The sequence below is a fragment of the Vibrio tritonius genome, from assembly GCF_001547935.1.
Taxonomy (GTDB): Bacteria; Pseudomonadota; Gammaproteobacteria; order Enterobacterales; family Vibrionaceae; genus Vibrio; species Vibrio tritonius.
The window spans coordinates 2424786-2443943 of record NZ_AP014635.1 but is presented as its reverse complement, the minus strand read 5'-3'; the positions used below and the strand labels follow the sequence as shown (position 1 = coordinate 2443943).

The window sequence follows — 19158 nt, the reverse complement described above, 5'->3', positions numbered from 1 at the left end:
CTATGGACTCAATACAAGTTAAAGACTACATGACGTATCAGCCTGTTACGTTCACCCCCGACATGCCGCTGACTGCTGCTCTAGCTAAATTGTTGAAAGCGAATCGGCCCGGAGGTCCTGTCATAGATAAACAAGAACATGTAATAGGCTTTATTTCAGAGCAGGACTTGCTCGATAAAATGGTTAAAGCGAGTTATTTTTGCCAAGATTCTCATCTTGTCTCGGATTGCATGCACACCGAAGTGCTTACGGTGGAACCCGATATGAGTATTATTGAACTAGCGGATTTAATGCAAGTCGGTAAACCCAAGGTGTATCCAGTGGTGCACAACCAAAAATTGGTTGGTTTGATCTCGCGAACGGAAGTGCTCAAAGCAGTAGAAAAAAATCTGGTGAATTGTTTTAAACATCCAGTATAAGGTGTCGGGGCGTAAGCCCCTTTCCTTTTTCTTGGGGAGTGAAAAACTGCTTGACCTTGGAGTTAACTCCAAAGTGTATGCTTGGTAATGTAACTGATAAGGAGTCTTATTTATGTGTACCAAACATACAGATTGCTGCTCAAATCGCAGCGCAAAACCGGAGAAACATCAGGAATCTTGTGCTCATGTCTCACCTAAAATTCTCTCTATTCGTCCTGCCACTGGGAGCGCGGTATCTGGCGCGTTAACCATGGATGCCCAGTCGCTAGAAGGTGGCGGTGGAGACGATGAAGAACCTGCCCGGCGAGGCAGTCTATATCGCTCAAGTTGGCGTGTTATTGGGATGGATTGTCCATCATGTGCGCGTAAAATTGAAAATGCCGTTGGGCAACTCTCCGATATTGTTGCGGCAAAAGTCGTGTTTAGTACGGAAAAATTAGTCGTCGATCATGACCATGAGCAGACGATTACCGCCGTTGAGCAGGCCGTTGGCCGCTCTGGATTTAAGATCGTTTCACTTAGTGCTCCCACTTCAGCGGAGACGTTAACTCAACCTTGGTACCAGCAATCAGATAACCTCAGACTTATTGGGTTAGGTGTGGGGATGTTAGCGGCCTTTGTGGCGAGCTTTTTCTCAGATGCTGTTGCTCAATGGCTTTATGTTTTAACCTGTTTGGCTGGATTACTTCCTATTGCCGTATCGGCGTTTAAATTGGCGAGAGCGGGTACACCTTTCGCTATCGAAATGTTGATGACAGTTGCCGCTTTCGGTGCCCTTTACTTAGGAGAAACCGCTGAGGCGGCAATGGTATTGTGGCTATTTTTAATTGGTGAGCGGTTAGAAGGCTTTGCTGCTGAAAAAGCTCGCAGTGGCGTTCAAGCTTTGATGGCTTTGTTACCAGAAAAAGCGATCAAAATTGTTGATGGACAGCGTGTTGAAACCGAAATCGCCCAGTTGGCTGTTGGAGATATTGTCGAAGTCGGCCCTGGAGGGCGTTTACCTGCTGATGGTTATTTAACGGATGCTTCAGCTAGTATTGACGAAAGTGCTTTAACGGGAGAGTCGATTCCGGTTGAACATGTGCAAGGGGACTCTTTATCTGCAGGCACTGTGGTCATCGATAAAGTGGTGCAGATTAAAGTAACATCGCGCCAAGGGGAAAATGCGATTGATCGTATTTTGCACATGATCGAAGAGGCTGAGTCACGCAAAGCACCATTAGAACGGTTTCTGGAAAAATTCAGCCGTTGGTACACACCTTTGATGATGGTGGTGGCTTTACTTGTGGTGACCATTCCACCGATGTTGTTCGCCCAGCCGTGGGAAACGTGGGTCTATCGTGGTTTGGCGATGTTACTGATTGCTTGTCCATGCGCTTTGGTGATTTCAACACCAGCGGCGATCACATCTGGGTTGGCAATGGCTGCTCGATTGGGTGTGCTCATTAAAGGTGGGGCTGCATTAGAAAAGTTGGCGCATGTTGACCACCTTGCTTTGGATAAAACGGGGACGTTAACGCAGGGCAAACCTCATGTGACTGATGTTATTGGCTTTGATGCTTGGTCTGAGGAACGCATATTAGCCGTGGCTGCTGCCGTGGAAGTTGGCTCAAGCCATCCCCTAGCTCAAGCGGTGATTCAAAAAGCTGAGCACAGTGGATTGATCATAGAGCCCGCTCAACAGCGCAGTGCAATGGTAGGACGGGGCGTTAGTGGTAAAGTGGATCATCAGACAGTCACCTTAATCGCACCAAACCATTATGATAATGCATCGAACCAGGCTCAAGCCTTGGTTAAAACCTTGCAAAGTGAAGGGAAAACCGCGGTTTATGTGACGGTTAATGACCAAATAGCGGGGGTGATAGCATGGCAAGATACCCTGCGTGACGATGCACTCAGTGCCATCGCCAAACTGAAAGAACTTGGCGTTGAGAGCATTATGCTGACTGGCGATCATCAGCGCAGCGCTGCTGCCATTGCAGGCAAATTGGGCATAACTTTCCAAGCGCAGCTTTTACCCGAAAATAAAGTGGCGGGTATTCGAACGTTGGCGAAACAACACAATGTCGCAATGGTTGGCGATGGTATTAATGATGCGCCTGCCATGAAAGAAGCGCATATTGGTATTGCCATGGGTGGTGGTTCGGATGTCGCTTTGGAAACGGCCGATGCAGCGATTACTCACAATCAGCTGATTGAATTGCCGAATATGATTGCGTTGTCCCGAGCAACGATGCGTAATATCAAGCAAAACGTCACGATTGCCTTAGGATTGAAAGCTGTCTTTTTGGTGACCAGTTTATTAGGAATTACAGGGTTGTGGGTTGCGGTATTGGCAGACAGTGGGGCAACCGCCTTAGTTACACTCAACGCGCTACGATTGCTTCGTTATATACCCAAATGACCTCAAGATGCAGACTTCAGAGCTTCATCAACGAGCACAGGTCAAGCTCAATGACGGCAGGAATGGTCATTCCCTTTCAACGTCATTGGGCGCAGAAATGGGCTTGTTGATGAGCTCCCAAGGGGCGAGTTGTATTCGCTCCTATGCTGCGTTACCGATTTTCGACGTAGAATCACTATGTATTCAAATCGGTGCCTTGCCTATAAGCGAATACATTCTCGCTGAAACCGCATCTTGAGGTTACTTGGGTATAAACCCAAGTTCAGCTGATTTTTCTATACTGAAAAGGTGCTGTTAGCAGCACCTTTTTCTTTAGCCATATTGTTCGTATGCGCTGGTTTATTGTGATTTAAATCACGTTATTGTGTAATATTGAAAAATGTTACTGCAGTTTTTGTGATAATCGTCGGCTTTATAATTTGCGTGGTCGGATAAAGTAACCCCGTACCCAATATAAATTAGAGAGCTGAACAAGCCGTAATAGGAGTATCTATGACTCAATCTGTGTTCCATCTTGGTGTAACTCAAGACGACCTTAATGGCGCAACACTGGCCATCATTCCTGGTGACCCTGCGCGTGTAGAAAAAATTGCCAACTTGATGGACAACCCTACCTTTTTAGCCAGCCATCGTGAATACACGGTGTACCGTGCTGAGCTAGACGGTCAATCTGTTGTGGTTTGTTCAACCGGTATTGGTGGTCCATCAACCTCTATCGCTGTTGAAGAATTAGCACAACTTGGTGTGCGTACGTTTTTGCGCGTAGGTACAACAGGTGCAATCCAGCCACATGTGAATGTAGGCGATATGATTGTAACAACAGGTTCTGTGCGTCTTGATGGTGCAAGCCTGCATTTTGCGCCAATGGAATTCCCAGCTGTAGCGGATTTTGATGTTGCGACAGCAATGAAGGCGGCTGCAGTTGAAAGTGGCGCGACTGTTCATACGGGTGTTACAGCGTCGAGTGATACTTTCTATCCTGGTCAAGAGCGTTACGACACCTTTACTGGTCGTGTTGTGCGTCGTTTCCAAGGCTCGATGAAAGAGTGGCAGGATATGGGCGTGCTTAACTTCGAAATGGAATCGGCAACTTTGCTGACCATGTGTGCAAGCTCAGGCTTGAAAGCAGGTTGTGTGGCGGGTGTTATCATTAACCGTACCCAAAAAGAGACGCCAGATCATGAAACGCTAAAACTGGCAGAAACTCGCTCGATTAAGGTGGTTGTTGAAGCTGCTCGCAAGTTGCTGTAATGCGAATTAAATTTTAAACACAAGGCCGCTTTTTGAGCGGCCTTGTGTTTATCTAATGTTTAATAATGAGTTAAATGCATTAACTGGTTTCGACGAAGTGCAATTTGGGAAGCGGTTGGTAAAGTGTCTCTAACAATTCACTCAGCATGTGATCATAGGTGTGAGCAATGGTCAACGAGAGGGCTGATGATATGGCATATAAGTCTTGGCTACTGAGTGATTGCTGCATGTCCTGCCATTTTTTTAATTTCTCTAGCGCTTGTGAGCATGCAGGAGAATCGGTTGTTAAAGCACTAATAATCGATAACTGATTTATTTTTCTTTGTACGGTGGCGACGTAGTGGGTAAAACGACGTTGTCCTTCCATTGTGTCGAGCTCTTCAATACAGATGCGCATTTGGGTTAGCGCATCCATCGCATCAATAATCTGCTGCCAGTTGATATGGTATTCATCACTAAGTGCTTCACGCCCAGATTCGACCAGCCATGCCAACATCACCTCATCAAGCAAAAACATACAGTGGCGAATGGCTTTGCCGTGCACGATTTGATTACGAGCAACGGAGCGTTCTTGCCATTCATTGGTGAGACTTTCGAGTTTACGCTGCAAAATTCGATACATGGGCTTGTTATCGAAATGGGCAATACCAATCAAGTGTTGTGATTGGTTCAAGAGGGCTTGTTGCAGTTCATTAAGTTCAGTACGACGGTCTTCATCAAACATTAGTGCGAGATGTGTTGCATTACGATGTTGTCGACACAGAGCGAGCAATTGACGTAAATCGACGATCAGTTCGTATTTACGCTGCGAGGAAGATTCACGCTGTTTGGAATAGAAAAACATTAGCCCTAAAATGGCCAGAGAGATGATCATAGATAGCAGTACAAACATAACCAACTCCTCCTTGTTAGTCATACCCAACAGTCTGTATAACCATGCAGAGATAATGCCAAAGTAAGAGTAACTTAAAATCAATGGGTTAAATTAAGCCCACCATTATTAACGCACTTTTTTGGTGCGTTTGCGAGGGAAAGGAGCATAAAAAAGCCCCCATAACCATAGGCTATGAGGGCTAGCAATATTCGTCGCCGATTACATAACGCGCATGCCAGGTTGAGCACCTTCATGTGGTTCAAGAATCCACAATTGGTCGCCGCCAGGTCCTGCTGCGAGAATCATGCCTTCAGACATACCAAACTTCATCTTACGAGGTTTTAGGTTTGCCACCATCACAGTGTATTTACCAACCAAGTCTTCTGGTTTGTAAGCTGCTTTAATTCCAGAGAATACTTGGCGAGTTTCACCACCGATATCCAATTGGAATTTAAGTAGTTTGTTTGCCTTAGGCACTTCTTCACAAGAAATGATTTTGGCAATACGCATGTCTACTTTAGCGAAATCATCAAATTCGATTTCGTCTGCGATTGGATCTTTATCCAATTCAGTTTCAGCCGCTTTTGGTGCTGCTGCTTCAAGTTTCGCTTTCTCTGCTGCAGCTTCTTCTTTTGACGATTCAATCATCTCTTCCACATGTTTAGGGTCGATACGATTGAACAGCGCTTTGAATTTGCTGATTTCGTGACCAGTTAGAGGGGTTGCAATACCTTCCCAAGTCAGTTCTTGGTTTAGGAATGCTTCAGTGCGCTGTGCCAGCGCAGGCATGACAGGTTTCAAGTAAGTCATCAATACGCGGAACAAGTTAATGCCCACAGTACAGATGTCTTGTAGATCTTGATCGCGGCCTTCTTCTTTCGCTACAACCCAAGGGGCTTTTTCATCCACGTATTGGTTTGCTTTATCTGCAAGCGCGGTGATTTCACGGATTGCACGACCAAATTCACGTGTTTCGAATAGGTTAGCAATGCGCTCTGCTGCATCAGCAAACTCTTGGTATAGAGCTGGTTCTGCAAAGGTATCTGACAGCTTACCTTCGAAGCGTTTAGTAATGAATCCTGCATTTCGAGACGCAAGGTTCACGATTTTGTTCACTACATCTGCGTTTACACGCTGAGTGAAGTCTTCTAGGTTCAAATCAAGGTCGTCGATGCGGCTATTGAGTTTTGCAGCGTAGTAGTAACGTAGGCACTCAGGATCCAAGTGTTTTAGGTACGTGCTGGCCTTAACGAACGTGCCTTTAGATTTCGACATTTTCGCGCCGTTAACCGTGACGTAGCCGTGTACGAATACGTTGTTTGGTTTACGGTAACCTGCGCCATCGAGCATGGCTGGCCAGAATAGGCTGTGGAAGTAGACAATGTCTTTACCGATGAAATGGTAAAGCTCTGCTGAGCTGTCTTTGTTCCAGTATTCTGCGAAGTCTAGGTCGTCACGTTTGTCACATAGGTTTTTGAATGAACCCATGTAGCCGATAGGTGCATCTAGCCATACGTAGAAGAATTTGTTCTTCTCGCCTGGGATCTCAAAGCCGAAGTACGGCGCATCACGTGAGATATCCCATTGTTGTAGACCAGATTCAAACCATTCTTGCATTTTGTTTGCGGTTTCAGATTGTAGAGAACCTGAACGAGTCCACTCTTTCAACATGCTTTCAAATTGAGGCAGGTCGAAGAAGAAGTGCTCTGAATCTTTAAGAACAGGAGTTGCGCCAGATACTGCTGAACGAGGGTTGATAAGTTCAGTTGGGCTGTAAGTCTCGCCACAGGCGTCACAGTTGTCGCCGTATTGGTCTTCAGATTTACATTTCGGGCAAGTACCTTTTACAAAACGGTCTGGCAAGAACATCTCTTTCTCAGGGTCAAACAACTGAGAAATGGTGCGGCTTGAAATAAAACCGTTCTTTTTCAATTCTAGGTAGATGCTTGACGCTAATTCACGGTTCTCATCACTGTGAGTGCTGTGGTAGTTGTCAAAGCTGATATCAAAGCCAGCAAAGTCAGCTTGGTGCTCTTTGCTTACTTCTGCGATCATTTCTTCTGGCGTGATACCCATCTGTTGCGCTTTAAGCATGATTGGCGTGCCGTGAGCATCGTCAGCACAGATGAAGTTAATAGTGTTGCCACGTAGTCGTTGGTAACGTACCCAAATATCCGCTTGGATATGCTCAAGCATATGACCCAAGTGAATAGAACCGTTAGCGTACGGAAGGGCACAAGTTACCAAAATTTTTCTTGGTTCAGTTGCCATACTTAATAATTCGCTTTCTTGATAGGTATAAAAAGGTTGGTCGTTAATACTACCTTATGATGCCAGTAACGCCAAGGCAGAGTCACGGTGAATGTCTAACTTTTTCAGGCTTCTTTCTATGCACATTGAGTGATAGCATACCAGCAAAAAGGAGGACCTATGCTTTCGTTGACGTCCAAACATGATTTATGCACCTGGCTAAATCAATTTTCTCATTCCCATCTGATTGCAGATTGGGCAAATCAACCCTATCTCGTGACCGAATCTGGTCCTCAGGCTTATCAGATTACTTTCCCTTTTGCCGCTCATGGACTAATTAAAGAGTTGGAGGCTTGGATTCAAAGCCAGCTGCAAAAAGGAGAGGTATCGAAATTTGACTATACCATCTCGGTAAAAACGAAAACCTTAGCGGCGCCAGTGGCGAAAACCATCGCTGGAGTGAAGAACATTATCGCCGTGACTTCAGCGAAAGGCGGCGTTGGTAAATCAACCACCGCGGTCAATTTAGCATTGGGGTTGGCTCATTCTGGCGCCAAAGTGGGGTTGCTGGATGCTGATGTCTACGGCCCGTCAGTACCATTAATGCTTGGTACTGTTGGTGATAAACCGCTGGTGGCAGATGAGCGCTGGATGAAGCCCGTTGAGGCCCATGGTTTATATACCAACTCTATCGGTTACTTAGTTGATAAAGCGGAAGCGGCGATTTGGCGTGGTCCTATGGCCTCTAAAGCGTTAGAGCAGCTTTTAAATGAAACTCAGTGGCCAGATTTGGATTACTTGGTGATTGATATGCCGCCAGGTACAGGTGATATTCAATTGACCCTTGCTCAGCAAATTCCTGTTACAGGTGCTGTTATTGTCACCACACCTCAAGACTTAGCCTTAGCCGATGCACGTAAAGGGGCGGCTATGTTTGAGAAAGTGGATGTGCCAGTGGTTGGACTGATCGAGAACATGAGTTATCACGTTTGCAGTCACTGTGGTGCCAAAGAGCACATTTTTGGTCATGGGGGAGCTGCGCAATTAGCGGGGGAATATGGATTAGCACTTCTTGCCCAAATTCCCCTTCATATTGCCATGCGTGAAGATATTGATGCAGGCATTCCAACCGTGGCTCGTCGGCCAGAAAGTGAGCATGCCGGTTATTATTTAGACTTGGCTGAGCGAATCAGCTCGATTCTGTTTTGGCAAGGAAAAGTAAAACCGGATGTAATTGGAGTGACCTTAGTCTAGTTGTGATGTGGATCTAACTTTAGGCGGAGTGAATGTAATCGTTTACTCTGCTTTTTGTTTAATCAATTGGGCGAAAACTGCTGTATTTAGGCTATTCGAAACTGGTATCTGACTAGCGATCTCCCTATAATCAGGCGGTTTATCTTAATTCCTCACATTTACACGTATCGGGTACACATACATGTCTGATAATAATCAATGCGTCATCATCGGTATCGCTGGCGCTTCTGCTTCTGGTAAGAGCCTTATCGCAAGTACTATTTATAACGAGCTACGCGCGAAAGTGGGCGATCATCAAATTGGGGTGATCACAGAAGATTGCTATTACAAAGACCAAAGCCATCTGAGTATGGAAGAACGTGTAAAAACGAATTACGACCATCCAAATGCATTGGATCACGATCTTCTTTGTGAACATCTAGAGCAGCTTCTGCGTGGTGAAGCGGTTCACGTCCCAGAGTACAGCTACACCGAACACACTCGTACAGAAAACACGACTTTATTAACACCAAAGAAAGTGATCATCCTTGAAGGTATTTTGTTACTTACGGATCCTCGTTTACGTGGCTTAATTCAAGCGAGTGTGTTTATGGACACACCACTGGATATCTGTTTACTGCGTCGTGTTAAGCGAGACGTGGAAGAGCGTGGTCGTACAATGGATTCTGTTTTGAAACAGTATCAAAAGACGGTACGCCCTATGTTCTTGCAGTTTATTGAACCTTCTAAACAACATGCGGACATTATCGTTCCTCGTGGGGGTAAAAACCGAATTGCGATCGATGTGCTAAAAGCGCACATTTCTAGACTGCTAAAATCATAATTTTTACGCAGTAATAGCAATTTAGAATTGTATTTTGTTTAAGATAAATGGCACCTAAGGTGCCATTTTCTTTTTCCGTCATTCGCAAGGAAGAACCAATGAAAAAATTGTCTCTTGTTGTGTTGATCGTCTTCGTCCTAGTGTTTGGTAGTGCATTCGCTTTGGTCGTATTGGTTAACCCTAATCAGTTTAAGCCCTTGTTAGTCAATCAAGTGAAAGAGAAAACAGGGTTAGACCTAAAAATCGAAGGGGATATAAGCTGGCAGTTTTTTCCGGCCATAGGTTTTGAATTAGGCAAAACCGAACTTAAAAACCCGAGTGGCTTTACCTCGGTGAACCTGTTTAAAGTTGATGAGGTCGGCATCGATATTTCTTTACTTGGTCTGATGGACCACAAATTGGAAATTGGCGAAGTGCGTGTGGAAGGGGCGGAAGTTCATATTGAAACATTGCAAGATGGATCTTCCAATATAGATGCGCTGACACTGAAAAAATCGAGTGAGCCGCAAGCAGATACCGGCAATGTCTCAGTCAAAGATTCCGCAACGGTTGAAACAGCACAAGAGAGTAACCCTACGGACAAGGTCGGTGAGAACAAAGCCCACTGGGACGTCTCTTTGGCAGGGATCGAAATTGTTAACGCGTTACTTGATATCCAAAATCAACAAACTCAGTCTTACACCAAATTACATGATGTGCAGCTTAACCTAACCGAGTTTGCTGTAGGCGAATGGTCGAATCTACGTTTTGGTGCAAAAGGTCAGCATAATCAGCAACAATTTGCTTTGTCTGGTTCCACGCAAATTCGCTTGGCTGAGGAGCCGTTAATGTCGGCTTTAAAAGAGACGGATATCACTGCAAGTTATTCAGATGGACAAGTAGCGGTTAAAGAGCTGAAGTTATCGCTACCCACGTTTTCCGTTGGTCAGGCAAGTGGATTGAACTACCAAGTAGAAGGATCACAACAAGAACTTAACTTTAATGCTCAAGGGAAGGCTTCGGTACTTATTAACCAAAGCTTGACTAAAGCCAATGTAGATCAGTTAACGCTGGACGCGACCGTTGATGGTAATAACCTCCCTCAATCGCCTTTAAACATTAATATTGAAGCCAAAGCCGCCTACGATGCAAAAGTAGGTAAGGCCCAACTGTGGTTAGATAGCCTCAAAGCCAACGATTTACAGTGGCAGGGGCAAGCAAGCGTTGAATTACTCCAGCAGCCGAAAATTCGTTTTGCTTTATCAAGTCCAAATTTGGATTTAGATGCCTTTTTGGGTAATGAAACAGCAAGCAACACTCAACCTCAATCTGCAAAAGAGAGCAGTACGGATACAGAAAGTAGCGCGAATATGGTGCCAGTAACCAAAGAGGTTAATCATTCGAATACCCCAGAACCCAATTTAACTGCTCTTAATGATCTTGATGTTGCCGGTTCGGTTAAGATCGCTAAGTTGAAAGCGCAAAATATGAGTCTGCAAGATGTCGATTTGGATATGGCAATATTAGGTGGTCAGGTCAAACTTAACCATCTTAACGCGAATCTGTACCAAGGTTCGCTGACATTGAAAGGCACACTGGATGCGCGTCAAGCGCCAGCGCATTACGTTGCAAAAGGGGCAATGGAAGGCGTGAAGGTCTTGCCATTGTTGCATGATGTGGCGAAAAAAGATCTCTTAGAAGGTACTGGGAATGTTGCGTTTGATCTTTCTGGTAGCGGGTTAACAACGCAGGCAATCAAACAGAATCTTGATGGAACAGTGGCGATTAACTTTGCCGATGGCGCGATTAACGGTATTAATATTCCTCATTTGATTCGTACGACATATGCCCGCATTAAAGGTGAAAAAGTACCTGACTCAGAGACAAAGAAAACGGATTTCAGTGCGTTATCCGCAACACTTAAATTTACGCAAGGCAACCTATCCACACAGGACTTGCAAATGCAATCACCTTTGCTACGTATCGCCGGTCAAGGTCATGCTAATTACATCAAACAGACGATGGATATGTTGTTTAGAACATCAATCGTTGGCTCACTAGAAGGTCAGGGAGGTAAGACGATTGATGATCTACGCGACGTAACGATACCTCTTCGAATTTATGGCACTTGGGAACAGCCGAAGTTTGGTTTGAAAATGGATGATGTGATGAAGAAGAAAGCCCAAAAAGAGCTTGATCGTGGTTTGAAAAAACTCGACGATAAAATCAAAGATGAGAAAACCAAAAAAGCGGTGAATAGTTTGCTAAAAGGGCTTTTTCACTAAAAGCGCGCGCTCATTTTTAAAGTGGCGCTTACTCAAGTGGTATTCCCCCTGTAAAGCTACAAGGTCAGTGAATGAGTGTTCACTGACCTTTTTTAATGGTGTTTTATACCCAAGTAACCTCAAGATGCGGTTTCAGCGAGAATGTATTCGCTTATAGGCAAGGCACCGATTTGAATACATAGTTATTCTACGTAGAAAATCGGTAACGTAGCATAGAAGCGAATACAACTCGCCCTTTGGGAGCTCATCAACAAGCCCATTTCTGCGCTCAATGACGTTGAAAGGGAATGACCATTCCTGCCGTCATTGAGCTTGACCTGTGCTCGTTGATGAAGCTCTGAAGTCTGCATCTTGAGGTCATTTGGGTATATATGAGGTAGAGATTACCAATCGATGCCTTGTAATGCTTTGATGCCAGACTCAAATGCGTGTTTAATGTTCTTTACTTCGGAGACGGTATCGGCGATTTCAACCAATTCTCGGTGAGCGGCACGGCCGGTAATGATCACTGACTGCATGTGTGGTCGGTTTTGTAGTGCGATGATCACTTCTTCCAAATCAATGTAACCGTAGTTCACCATATAGGTTAGTTCATCAAACAAAACGACATCAATGGTTTCATCTTGCAGAAGCCGTTTACACTCTTGCCATACTGCTTGCGCGGCGGCAGTGTCGGTTTCTTTGTTTTGGGTTTCCCAAGTAAAACCGGTCGCCATGACGTGAAATTCTACGCCGAGCTTTTCTAATACATTACGCTCGCCGTTATCCCATGTGCCTTTGATAAACTGAGCCACAGCACAACGTTTATCGTGACCAATAGCACGGGTAATCATGCCAAAACCTGAGGTGGACTTACCTTTGCCGTTACCAGTAATGACTAACAGTAGCCCTTTGACTTCTTGTGCAGAGGCGATTTTAGCGTCAACTTTCTCTTTCACTTTTTGTTGGCGAGCTTTGTGACGCTCTTGCTTAATACTGTCGTCAGACATGACTATTCCTTTCTTAATCGGTTTTTTGCATCATAACCTAATATTATTGCTGCAAACACTGGCAAAGTTCAGGGAAATGAATACGAAAAGGATTGACTCAATGCAAGGAGACGAGATGTCGAAAAAAAGCTGCTCAATATTGATTGTTTGTATGGGAAACATTTGTCGTTCACCAACAGCAGAAGCGGTGTTTCGTGCTAAAGCAGCACAATTGGGTGTGAATGTGCGAGTCGATTCAGCAGGAACGATTGCTTATCACCAAGGTGAAGGCCCAGATTCTAGGGCGCAGAGTGCTGGGAAGCAACGTGGATACTCCTTTGCTGGTATGCGTGCAAGGCAAGTAAGCGATCAGGATTTTGTCGATTTTGATTGGATTTTAGCTGCAGACCAAGACAATCTTATTTATTTGCGTCAGCATTGTCCGACTGCTTATCATTACAAATTGGATTTATTACTGGCTAAGGCAGGAATGGAAGAGCAAGAAATTCCCGACCCTTATTATGGTAGTGACTCTGGTTTTAAACATGTTCTCGATCTATTAGAAGATGCGGCTGAACGACTATTGCCCACGCTTTAACAACGTTGTTTTGCAACAGAATTACTATGTATTCAAATCCGTGCCTTGCCTATGAGCGATTACATTCTCGCTGAAACGGCACCTTGAGGTTACTTGCGGATAGTATTGGTGCAATAAAAAAGGTCGCCATAGCGACCTTTTTTGCAAACAGCTCGTGATTAGAATGTGCGGCTGTACTGTAGACCCAACAGGATAGCGTCCGCGCGAGTGGTCGCGTTAAGTACAGTTGGACTAACCGAATTTTCATTTACTTTAACATCTTTACCTAACAGATAGGTAAAGCCAAAGTCGACATTGGATTTGTCATCGATCTGGTAAGTGACACCAGTGGAGAACCATTGGCGATCTGAATCTGGAACTGAAATCGAAGTTACAGAGTCTTGAGCACTGGTGTCATACATATAACCAGCGCGCAATGTCCAGGTTTTGTTTAAGTAGAAGGTGCCGCCGATTGCATAGTGCCAACCGTTCTGCCACTTGTACTGTTTATCATAAGAAGTGCTGCTCAATGCTAGTACGCTCTTGCTGGAGTCTAGATTGTCAAAATCGATTTTGTCGAAAGAATTCCAACCAATCCATTGCACACTATAGTGCACGGCAAAACGTGTGTCTTTAATACGGTGGTAGCCAGAGAATTCAGCGATATCAGGTAGCGGTAAGGTGATCTCTTGACCATTGTCATCTTTTGCTTTGAATTCTGGACTATGGTGATAAGCTAAACCAAAACGGTTGTTTTCGTTTACTTCGTACACAGTGCCAACGTTATAACCGACAGCCCAACCGTCGGCTTTATCTACGTCAATAAGGTTCAACGTTGAAGAGCCTGGGTAAGCACGTTTCATGGTGCCTTGACCATAAATAACATCAATTCCAGCACCTAAACTCCACGCCTCGTTTAGACGATAAGAACCAGCCAAACCAAAGTTAAAGCTTTTAACGTCGGTTAAGCCACCGTATTGTGCTGCTGGGTAATCATCAGAAAATTCTGTTTTAGTACCAAAGTTGGTGTAAGCATCCACACCCCATGCAAATTTATCATTTACCGGGACAATGAGATGAATGTTAGGTGCAACAGAAGTGCTACCAACATTATCTACGTCATCAATGGATGAGCCATTGTAAGTCGCATCTTTAACATCGATTTTTGTGGTAATCGTTTCAAAACCTAAAGAGAGCGAGGTTTTGTCAAATAGTGCCATAGTGGCAGGGTTACGAGCCATTGCAGATGCATTGTCCGCAATGACGGCATCGCCAGCAAAAGCACGGCCAAGGCCCGTCGCAGACTGTGCGTTGAGTTGGAAGCCCGCAGCAGCAGCTTGCTGTGTCGCGAGACCAACGGTCAATGCAACTAGTGTCTTTTTAAATAGACGTGTCTTCTTCATGTGTTTTTCCTATGGTTTTACGCCTCTTTTGGGCGTTAACTTGAGCAATTACTCAGTGGGTCGCTGATACTAGACGTTACGTTAGCATTTGGCAATCCGACTAATGGGTAAAAATACGATAAAATTGTGGAAATGATGGTGAATCGGCGTAAATAGACCGGAAAAATCGGATAAGTAGAGCAAAAACTCTACTGAAAGTTGTGTGTTTATTTATTGTGCTATTTAAAAACATTCGCTTTAATTGGGCCATTTATTTAACAAGTTAAATGTATTAACTTGGTCATTCATACTGCATTTTTATTTAAATGATTAAAAATGGATATTTGATGTTTATATTGACTCAATTAATAGTAAAGAAGTGGCTAGAATGCTAGTTTTTTTAATGAGAGTTGACGAGAGAAAAACGTAAAGAAAGGTGTTTTATCCTTGTAAAGCACAATCTGCATAGAGATTGTTTTGAATCAATTTTAAATTTCATACCTCGAATAAATCACATCAAAATTGATCTAATTCAATTTTTGTTGTCCTAAAGTGGCTATAGTAAACCTTGTCATCTAGTTAGTCCTTGTGATTAGCGTGTTGAGCAAGATGACACTTCCTTTTGAAGGCTGACTTTACTTTCTCCTAATCAGGAAACTGATTATTTTTCAATTGGCGTAAGTTAATTGCTTTATAAATTCCAACCACACAATGACTTGTGTGGTTTTTTTTTGCTAAAAAACTTTCTGCTGTAGCTTAATATACCCAAGTAACCTTACCTCGTCATTCTCTAACCTTAGAATTACCGCTATAGGTATATTTCCTCATTCGTATCATGCTTAATATTAAATTAAATTTTGTGTCATTAAATCAAGCTGAATAAGCTCCAATTATGATGGTCAGGCGGATACGGATAAGCAGCCATTCTTTGCCGTGGATGGAAAATGGATGGAGAGGTCAAGTAACGACTATTTCGATTATTAAGGGAAATGTCGTTATGACTCACGTTTATTTTTGACCGTATTTGCGAATTGTAACATTCTGATTACACTTGAAGTTATTCAGGTCAGACCAATGTGTTGAGGAGTTATCATGGCTCATCAAGAGAATTGTGTGACGACATGTTCTAGAGAGCGTGTCGCCTTTGTCGCAGGATTACGCACGCCATTTGCTCGCCAAGGTACAGAGCTAAAAGCTCTACCAGCGGTTGAATTAGGTAAAATGGTGGTGCGAGAGTTACTACTTCGCTCACATGTTGATCCACGCTGGATTGATCAAGTGGTTTTTGGCCAAGTTATTCAAATGCCGGAAGCACCAAATATTGCCCGTGAGATAGTGATTGGCACCGGGATGCCTGTTACAACGGATGCGTATAGTGTGTCTCGTGCCTGTGCGACCAGTTTTCAGGCCGTCGCTTCGGTCGCCGAAAGTATTGTTGCAGGGTCGATTGAGGCAGGAATTGCTGGTGGTGCGGATTCTAGTTCTGTGCTGCCTATTGGTGTGTCAAAGCCTTTAGCTGCCACCTTGTTGGCCATGTCGAAAAAACGTTCTTGGCTAGATAAACTCTCTTTGTTACGCCGGTTACATATGCGAGATTTCTTACCTGTCGCACTGCCTATAGCTGATTATTCCACGGGCCTTTCTATGGGGCAAATCGCTGAACAAATGGCGAAAAGCCATAGTATCAGTCGGCACGACCAAGATGAATTTGCCTTTCGTTCTCACCAACTCGCAACGCAAGCGTGGGATCAAGGCAGCTTAAACGAACAAGTCATGGTGGCATTCCCCGAACCTTATTCTAACTGGCTAGAGCGAGATAACACGCTAAGAGCCGATGCCTCACTCGATGACTACGCTATGCTCAAACCGGTATTTGATCGCCGCTATGGTTCGGTTACCGCAGGCAATAGTTCACCGTTAACCGATGGGGCATCTGCCGTTCTATTAATGAGAGAAGGCCGTGCTAAAGAGTTAGGGTTACCTATTATGGGATTTCTGCGATCTTATGCCTTTACGGGGATTGAGGTGATGCAGGATATGTTAATGGGGCCAGCCTATGCTATTCCCACAGCTCTTGAGCGGGCGGGAATTGGCCTTAAAGATTTAACCCTTATCGATATGCACGAAGCTTTTTCCTCCCAAGTGCTCGCTAATGTGCGGGCATTGGGCAGTAATACGTTTTCTACAACACGTCTTGGTCGTAAAACTGCAGTTGGAGAGGTGGATTGGGAACGCTTTAATGTGCAAGGCGGATCGATTGCCTATGGTCACCCTTTTGCGGCAACAGGCACGAGAATGCTGACTCAAACCTTGTATGCACTGCGCAAACGTGGTGGTGGCTTGGCTTTAACAAGCGCATGTGCTGCTGGAGGCTTGGGTGTGGCAATGGTACTGGAGGTGGAAGAATGACTGAACAAAGTGGACTGCAATTTTCCATCGATAACCATTCTATTGCATGGTTGTGTATCGATGTTCCTAACGAAAAAATGAATACGCTGAAACGTGAATCTATTGTCCGTTTTGACGAAATTCTCGCAGAACTTGAAGCACGACAAAGCCGTATTAAAGGCCTTGTTATCTATTCAGCCAAAGATGATAACTTTGTGGCTGGCGCTGACGTTAACATGATTGATGCTTGCTCGAGTGCGAGTGAAGCGCAAGAAATCGCGGCTCGGGGCCAGCAGTTGTTTGGCCGAATTGAGGCTTTACCTTTCCCTTCCGTTGCAGCGATTCATGGTACGTGTCTCGGAGGCGGCTTAGAGCTGGCATTAGCGTGCGATTATCGTATTTGTTCGGAAGAGAACATCACAGTGCTTGGGTTACCAGAAGTTAAGTTAGGACTGCTGCCCGGCTCTGGTGGAACGCAACGATTACCGAGGTTAATCGGCCTTTTACCCGCTTTAGATATGATTTTATCTGGTAAAACCCTAGTAGCCAAAAAAGCATTAAAGCTTGGTGTGGTGGATGCCATTGTCGCTCATAGTGTGCTTTTGGATGTGGCTCAACGTTGGTTAGAGCACAAACGAGTGGCCCGACAGCTACCTTGGCTAGAAAGAGTGTTGGTGAAATCAAATTGGATTCGACATCGGGTGTTAGAAAAAGCGCAAGCGCAAGCTTTTAAAAAAGGGCGCGGTAACTACCCAGCGGTCGATGCGATTTTGGATGTCATTCGGCAGGGGAGTAAAGCGGGCTTTGAGAAAGGCCTAGAAGCAGAAGCAGCCAAATTTGGTGAGTTGGTTATGACGCCTGAATCACAGGCATTAAGAAAACTGTTTTTTGCCACGACACAACTGAAGAAAGAGCAGCAAGGCAAATCAAGTGATGGTGGATTAACCCATGCGTTGGTGTTAGGGGGCGGTTTTATGGGCGCTGGGATTAGTTATGTTAGCGCTCATAAAGCGGGAATGCATGTCCGAATTAAAGATGTTGCGAATCAAGGGGTGGCGTCCGCTTTACGATATGCATATCAAAGGTTACAGACGCAGAAAAAGCGTGGCAAGCTGAATCAATATCAAGTACGTAACATTATGTCACGTCTGTCTGGCGGGACGGAGTTCAATACCTTGGATCGTTGTCAGTTGGTGATTGAAGCGGTGTTTGAAGATGTCGCTCTCAAGCAACAGATGGTGCAAGAAGTCGAAGCATTAACCCAAAACAATGCGAACTTGGTGTTTGCTTCTAATACCTCTTCTATTCCAATTCATGCTATCGCAGCAAAAGCGGCTAACCCGGAGCGAATCATTGGTCTGCATTACTTTAGTCCGGTAGATAAAATGCCATTGGTTGAAGTGGTGCCACACAGCACAACCTCGCAAGATACGATTGCTTTGGCAGTAAGTTTCGCTAGGCGGCAAGGTAAGACACCTATCGTTGTAAAAGATAGTGCGGGGTTTTATGTCAATCGTATTTTGGCGCCTTACATGAATGAGGCTGCACAATTGATGATGGATGGTGAGCCGATAGATGAGATTGACCAGGCGTTAGTCAACTTTGGATTTCCAGTTGGACCTATTACCTTATTAGATGAGGTGGGAATTGATATAGGTGCTAAAGTGATCCCTAACTTGGTGGAGAATTTAGGAGCGCGATTTTCTGGCCCTGATATTTTTGAACCCTTACTTGCCAGTGGACGGTTAGGACGAAAAGTGGGCAAAGGGTTTTATGTTTATCGTCAAGGAGAACGTAAGGAAGTGGATCGCAAGGTTTACCGGATGTTTGGGTTGTCGAGCGAAACGCATTTAACACCAAAAACAATATCTTTACGCTGCCTATTACCCATGCTTAATGAAGCGGCACGATGTTTAGATGAACAGGTGATTGCTTCTGCTCGTGATGGTGATGTCGGAGCGATATTTGGTATAGGGTTCCCTCCTTTTCTTGGTGGGCCATTCTCTTATATGGACCGAATTGGACTACCGAAGGTAATTGACATTATGAACCGTTATAGCGAGCTTTATGGAGCTCGATTTGCCCCTTATAGCGGGTTATTAGATCGCGCAGGAAAAGGGGAGAAGTTTTATTAGATTATTCTTTATTGTGTATAAAAACGTCACTTTAAATCGGAAAAAGAATGTAAAAGGCGAGTGCATCACTCGCTTTTTTTGTTATGAAATTGATAAGATATAGGATTCTTATCAATAAGTGGTATAAAACGATAAGGGGAATGAAACTGGCTGAATACGCGGCAGTTGG

General features: G+C 44.5%; 15 protein-coding genes. 10 read left to right on the top strand and 5 right to left on the bottom strand.

Going from position 1 to position 19158, the window contains the following annotated elements:
• Nucleotides 1-2 precede the first annotated feature (2 nt).
• From JCM16456_RS10790 to udp, 4 genes are all read left to right on the top strand, one after another.
• Nucleotides 3-419, top strand: a complete 417-nt coding sequence (locus tag JCM16456_RS10790) for a CBS domain-containing protein (RefSeq protein WP_068714221.1) — start codon at nucleotides 3-5, stop codon at nucleotides 417-419.
• 112 nt (nucleotides 420-531) lie between these two features.
• Nucleotides 532-2823, top strand: coding sequence for a zinc/cadmium/mercury/lead-transporting ATPase (locus JCM16456_RS10785; protein WP_068714220.1), 2292 nt, complete (start codon nucleotides 532-534; stop codon nucleotides 2821-2823).
• Between the two features lie 7 nt (nucleotides 2824-2830).
• Nucleotides 2831-3061, top strand: a complete 231-nt coding sequence (locus JCM16456_RS10780) for a hypothetical protein (protein WP_068714219.1) — start codon at nucleotides 2831-2833, stop codon at nucleotides 3059-3061.
• Nucleotides 3062-3315: 254 nt separating this feature from the next.
• Nucleotides 3316-4074 (top strand): uridine phosphorylase, encoded by a 759-nt coding sequence (gene udp / locus JCM16456_RS10775; protein ID WP_068714218.1) that lies wholly within the window; start codon nucleotides 3316-3318, stop codon nucleotides 4072-4074.
• Between the two features lie 79 nt (nucleotides 4075-4153).
• Here udp and JCM16456_RS10770 read toward each other — a convergent pair whose 3' ends face one another.
• Both JCM16456_RS10770 and metG read right to left on the bottom strand, forming a co-directional pair.
• Complete coding sequence (locus tag JCM16456_RS10770; RefSeq protein ID WP_068714217.1) at nucleotides 4154-4966, bottom strand: hypothetical protein; 813 nt, start codon at nucleotides 4964-4966, stop codon at nucleotides 4154-4156.
• A gap of 201 nt (nucleotides 4967-5167) precedes the next feature.
• Nucleotides 5168-7219: a methionine--tRNA ligase gene (metG, locus tag JCM16456_RS10765; RefSeq protein ID WP_068714216.1), complete on the bottom strand. Its 2052-nt coding sequence runs from the start codon at nucleotides 7217-7219 to the stop codon at nucleotides 5168-5170.
• A 159-nt stretch (nucleotides 7220-7378) separates the two neighbouring features.
• Here metG and apbC point away from each other — a divergent pair, with 159 nt between their 5' ends.
• The 3 genes from apbC (at nucleotide 7379) to JCM16456_RS10750 (ending at nucleotide 11539) form a co-directional block, all read left to right on the top strand.
• Nucleotides 7379-8452, top strand: coding sequence for an iron-sulfur cluster carrier protein ApbC (gene apbC, locus JCM16456_RS10760; protein WP_068714215.1), 1074 nt, complete (start codon nucleotides 7379-7381; stop codon nucleotides 8450-8452).
• Between the two features lie 181 nt (nucleotides 8453-8633).
• Nucleotides 8634-9275 carry a uridine kinase gene (udk, locus tag JCM16456_RS10755; protein WP_068714214.1) on the top strand — a complete coding sequence of 214 codons (642 nt, stop codon included), beginning with the start codon at nucleotides 8634-8636 and terminating at the stop codon, nucleotides 9273-9275.
• A 98-nt stretch (nucleotides 9276-9373) separates the two neighbouring features.
• Nucleotides 9374-11539: an AsmA family protein gene (locus JCM16456_RS10750; protein WP_068714213.1), complete on the top strand. Its 2166-nt coding sequence runs from the start codon at nucleotides 9374-9376 to the stop codon at nucleotides 11537-11539.
• 182 nt (nucleotides 11540-11721) lie between these two features.
• Here JCM16456_RS10750 and JCM16456_RS23710 read toward each other — a convergent pair whose 3' ends face one another.
• Both JCM16456_RS23710 and cobO read right to left on the bottom strand, forming a co-directional pair.
• The gene (locus JCM16456_RS23710) at nucleotides 11722-11889 is read right to left on the bottom strand and encodes a hypothetical protein (protein WP_156430510.1); all 168 of its coding nucleotides are present in this window, start codon (nucleotides 11887-11889) and stop codon (nucleotides 11722-11724) included.
• A gap of 33 nt (nucleotides 11890-11922) precedes the next feature.
• Nucleotides 11923-12528 carry a cob(I)yrinic acid a,c-diamide adenosyltransferase gene (gene cobO / locus JCM16456_RS10745; protein ID WP_068714212.1) on the bottom strand — a complete coding sequence of 202 codons (606 nt, stop codon included), beginning with the start codon at nucleotides 12526-12528 and terminating at the stop codon, nucleotides 11923-11925.
• Between the two features lie 151 nt (nucleotides 12529-12679).
• Here cobO and JCM16456_RS10740 point away from each other — a divergent pair, with 151 nt between their 5' ends.
• Nucleotides 12680-13105 carry a low molecular weight protein-tyrosine-phosphatase gene (locus JCM16456_RS10740; protein WP_068716034.1) on the top strand — a complete coding sequence of 142 codons (426 nt, stop codon included), beginning with the start codon at nucleotides 12680-12682 and terminating at the stop codon, nucleotides 13103-13105.
• Nucleotides 13106-13263: 158 nt separating this feature from the next.
• Here the strand turns inward: JCM16456_RS10740 and JCM16456_RS10735 are convergent, their stop codons facing one another.
• A complete protein-coding gene (locus tag JCM16456_RS10735) occupies nucleotides 13264-14487 on the bottom strand; it encodes an outer membrane protein transport protein (RefSeq protein ID WP_068714211.1) in 1224 nt (407 codons plus the stop codon).
• 1071 nt (nucleotides 14488-15558) lie between these two features.
• Between JCM16456_RS10735 and fadI the strand changes: the two genes are divergently transcribed.
• Both fadI and fadJ read left to right on the top strand, forming a co-directional pair.
• Nucleotides 15559-16875: an acetyl-CoA C-acyltransferase FadI gene (gene fadI / locus JCM16456_RS10730; protein WP_068714210.1), complete on the top strand. Its 1317-nt coding sequence runs from the start codon at nucleotides 15559-15561 to the stop codon at nucleotides 16873-16875.
• The gene (fadJ, locus tag JCM16456_RS10725) at nucleotides 16872-18989 is read left to right on the top strand and encodes a fatty acid oxidation complex subunit alpha FadJ (protein ID WP_068714209.1); all 2118 of its coding nucleotides are present in this window, start codon (nucleotides 16872-16874) and stop codon (nucleotides 18987-18989) included. Before fadI ends, fadJ begins: the two co-directional genes overlap by 4 nt.
• Nucleotides 18990-19158 lie beyond the last annotated feature (169 nt).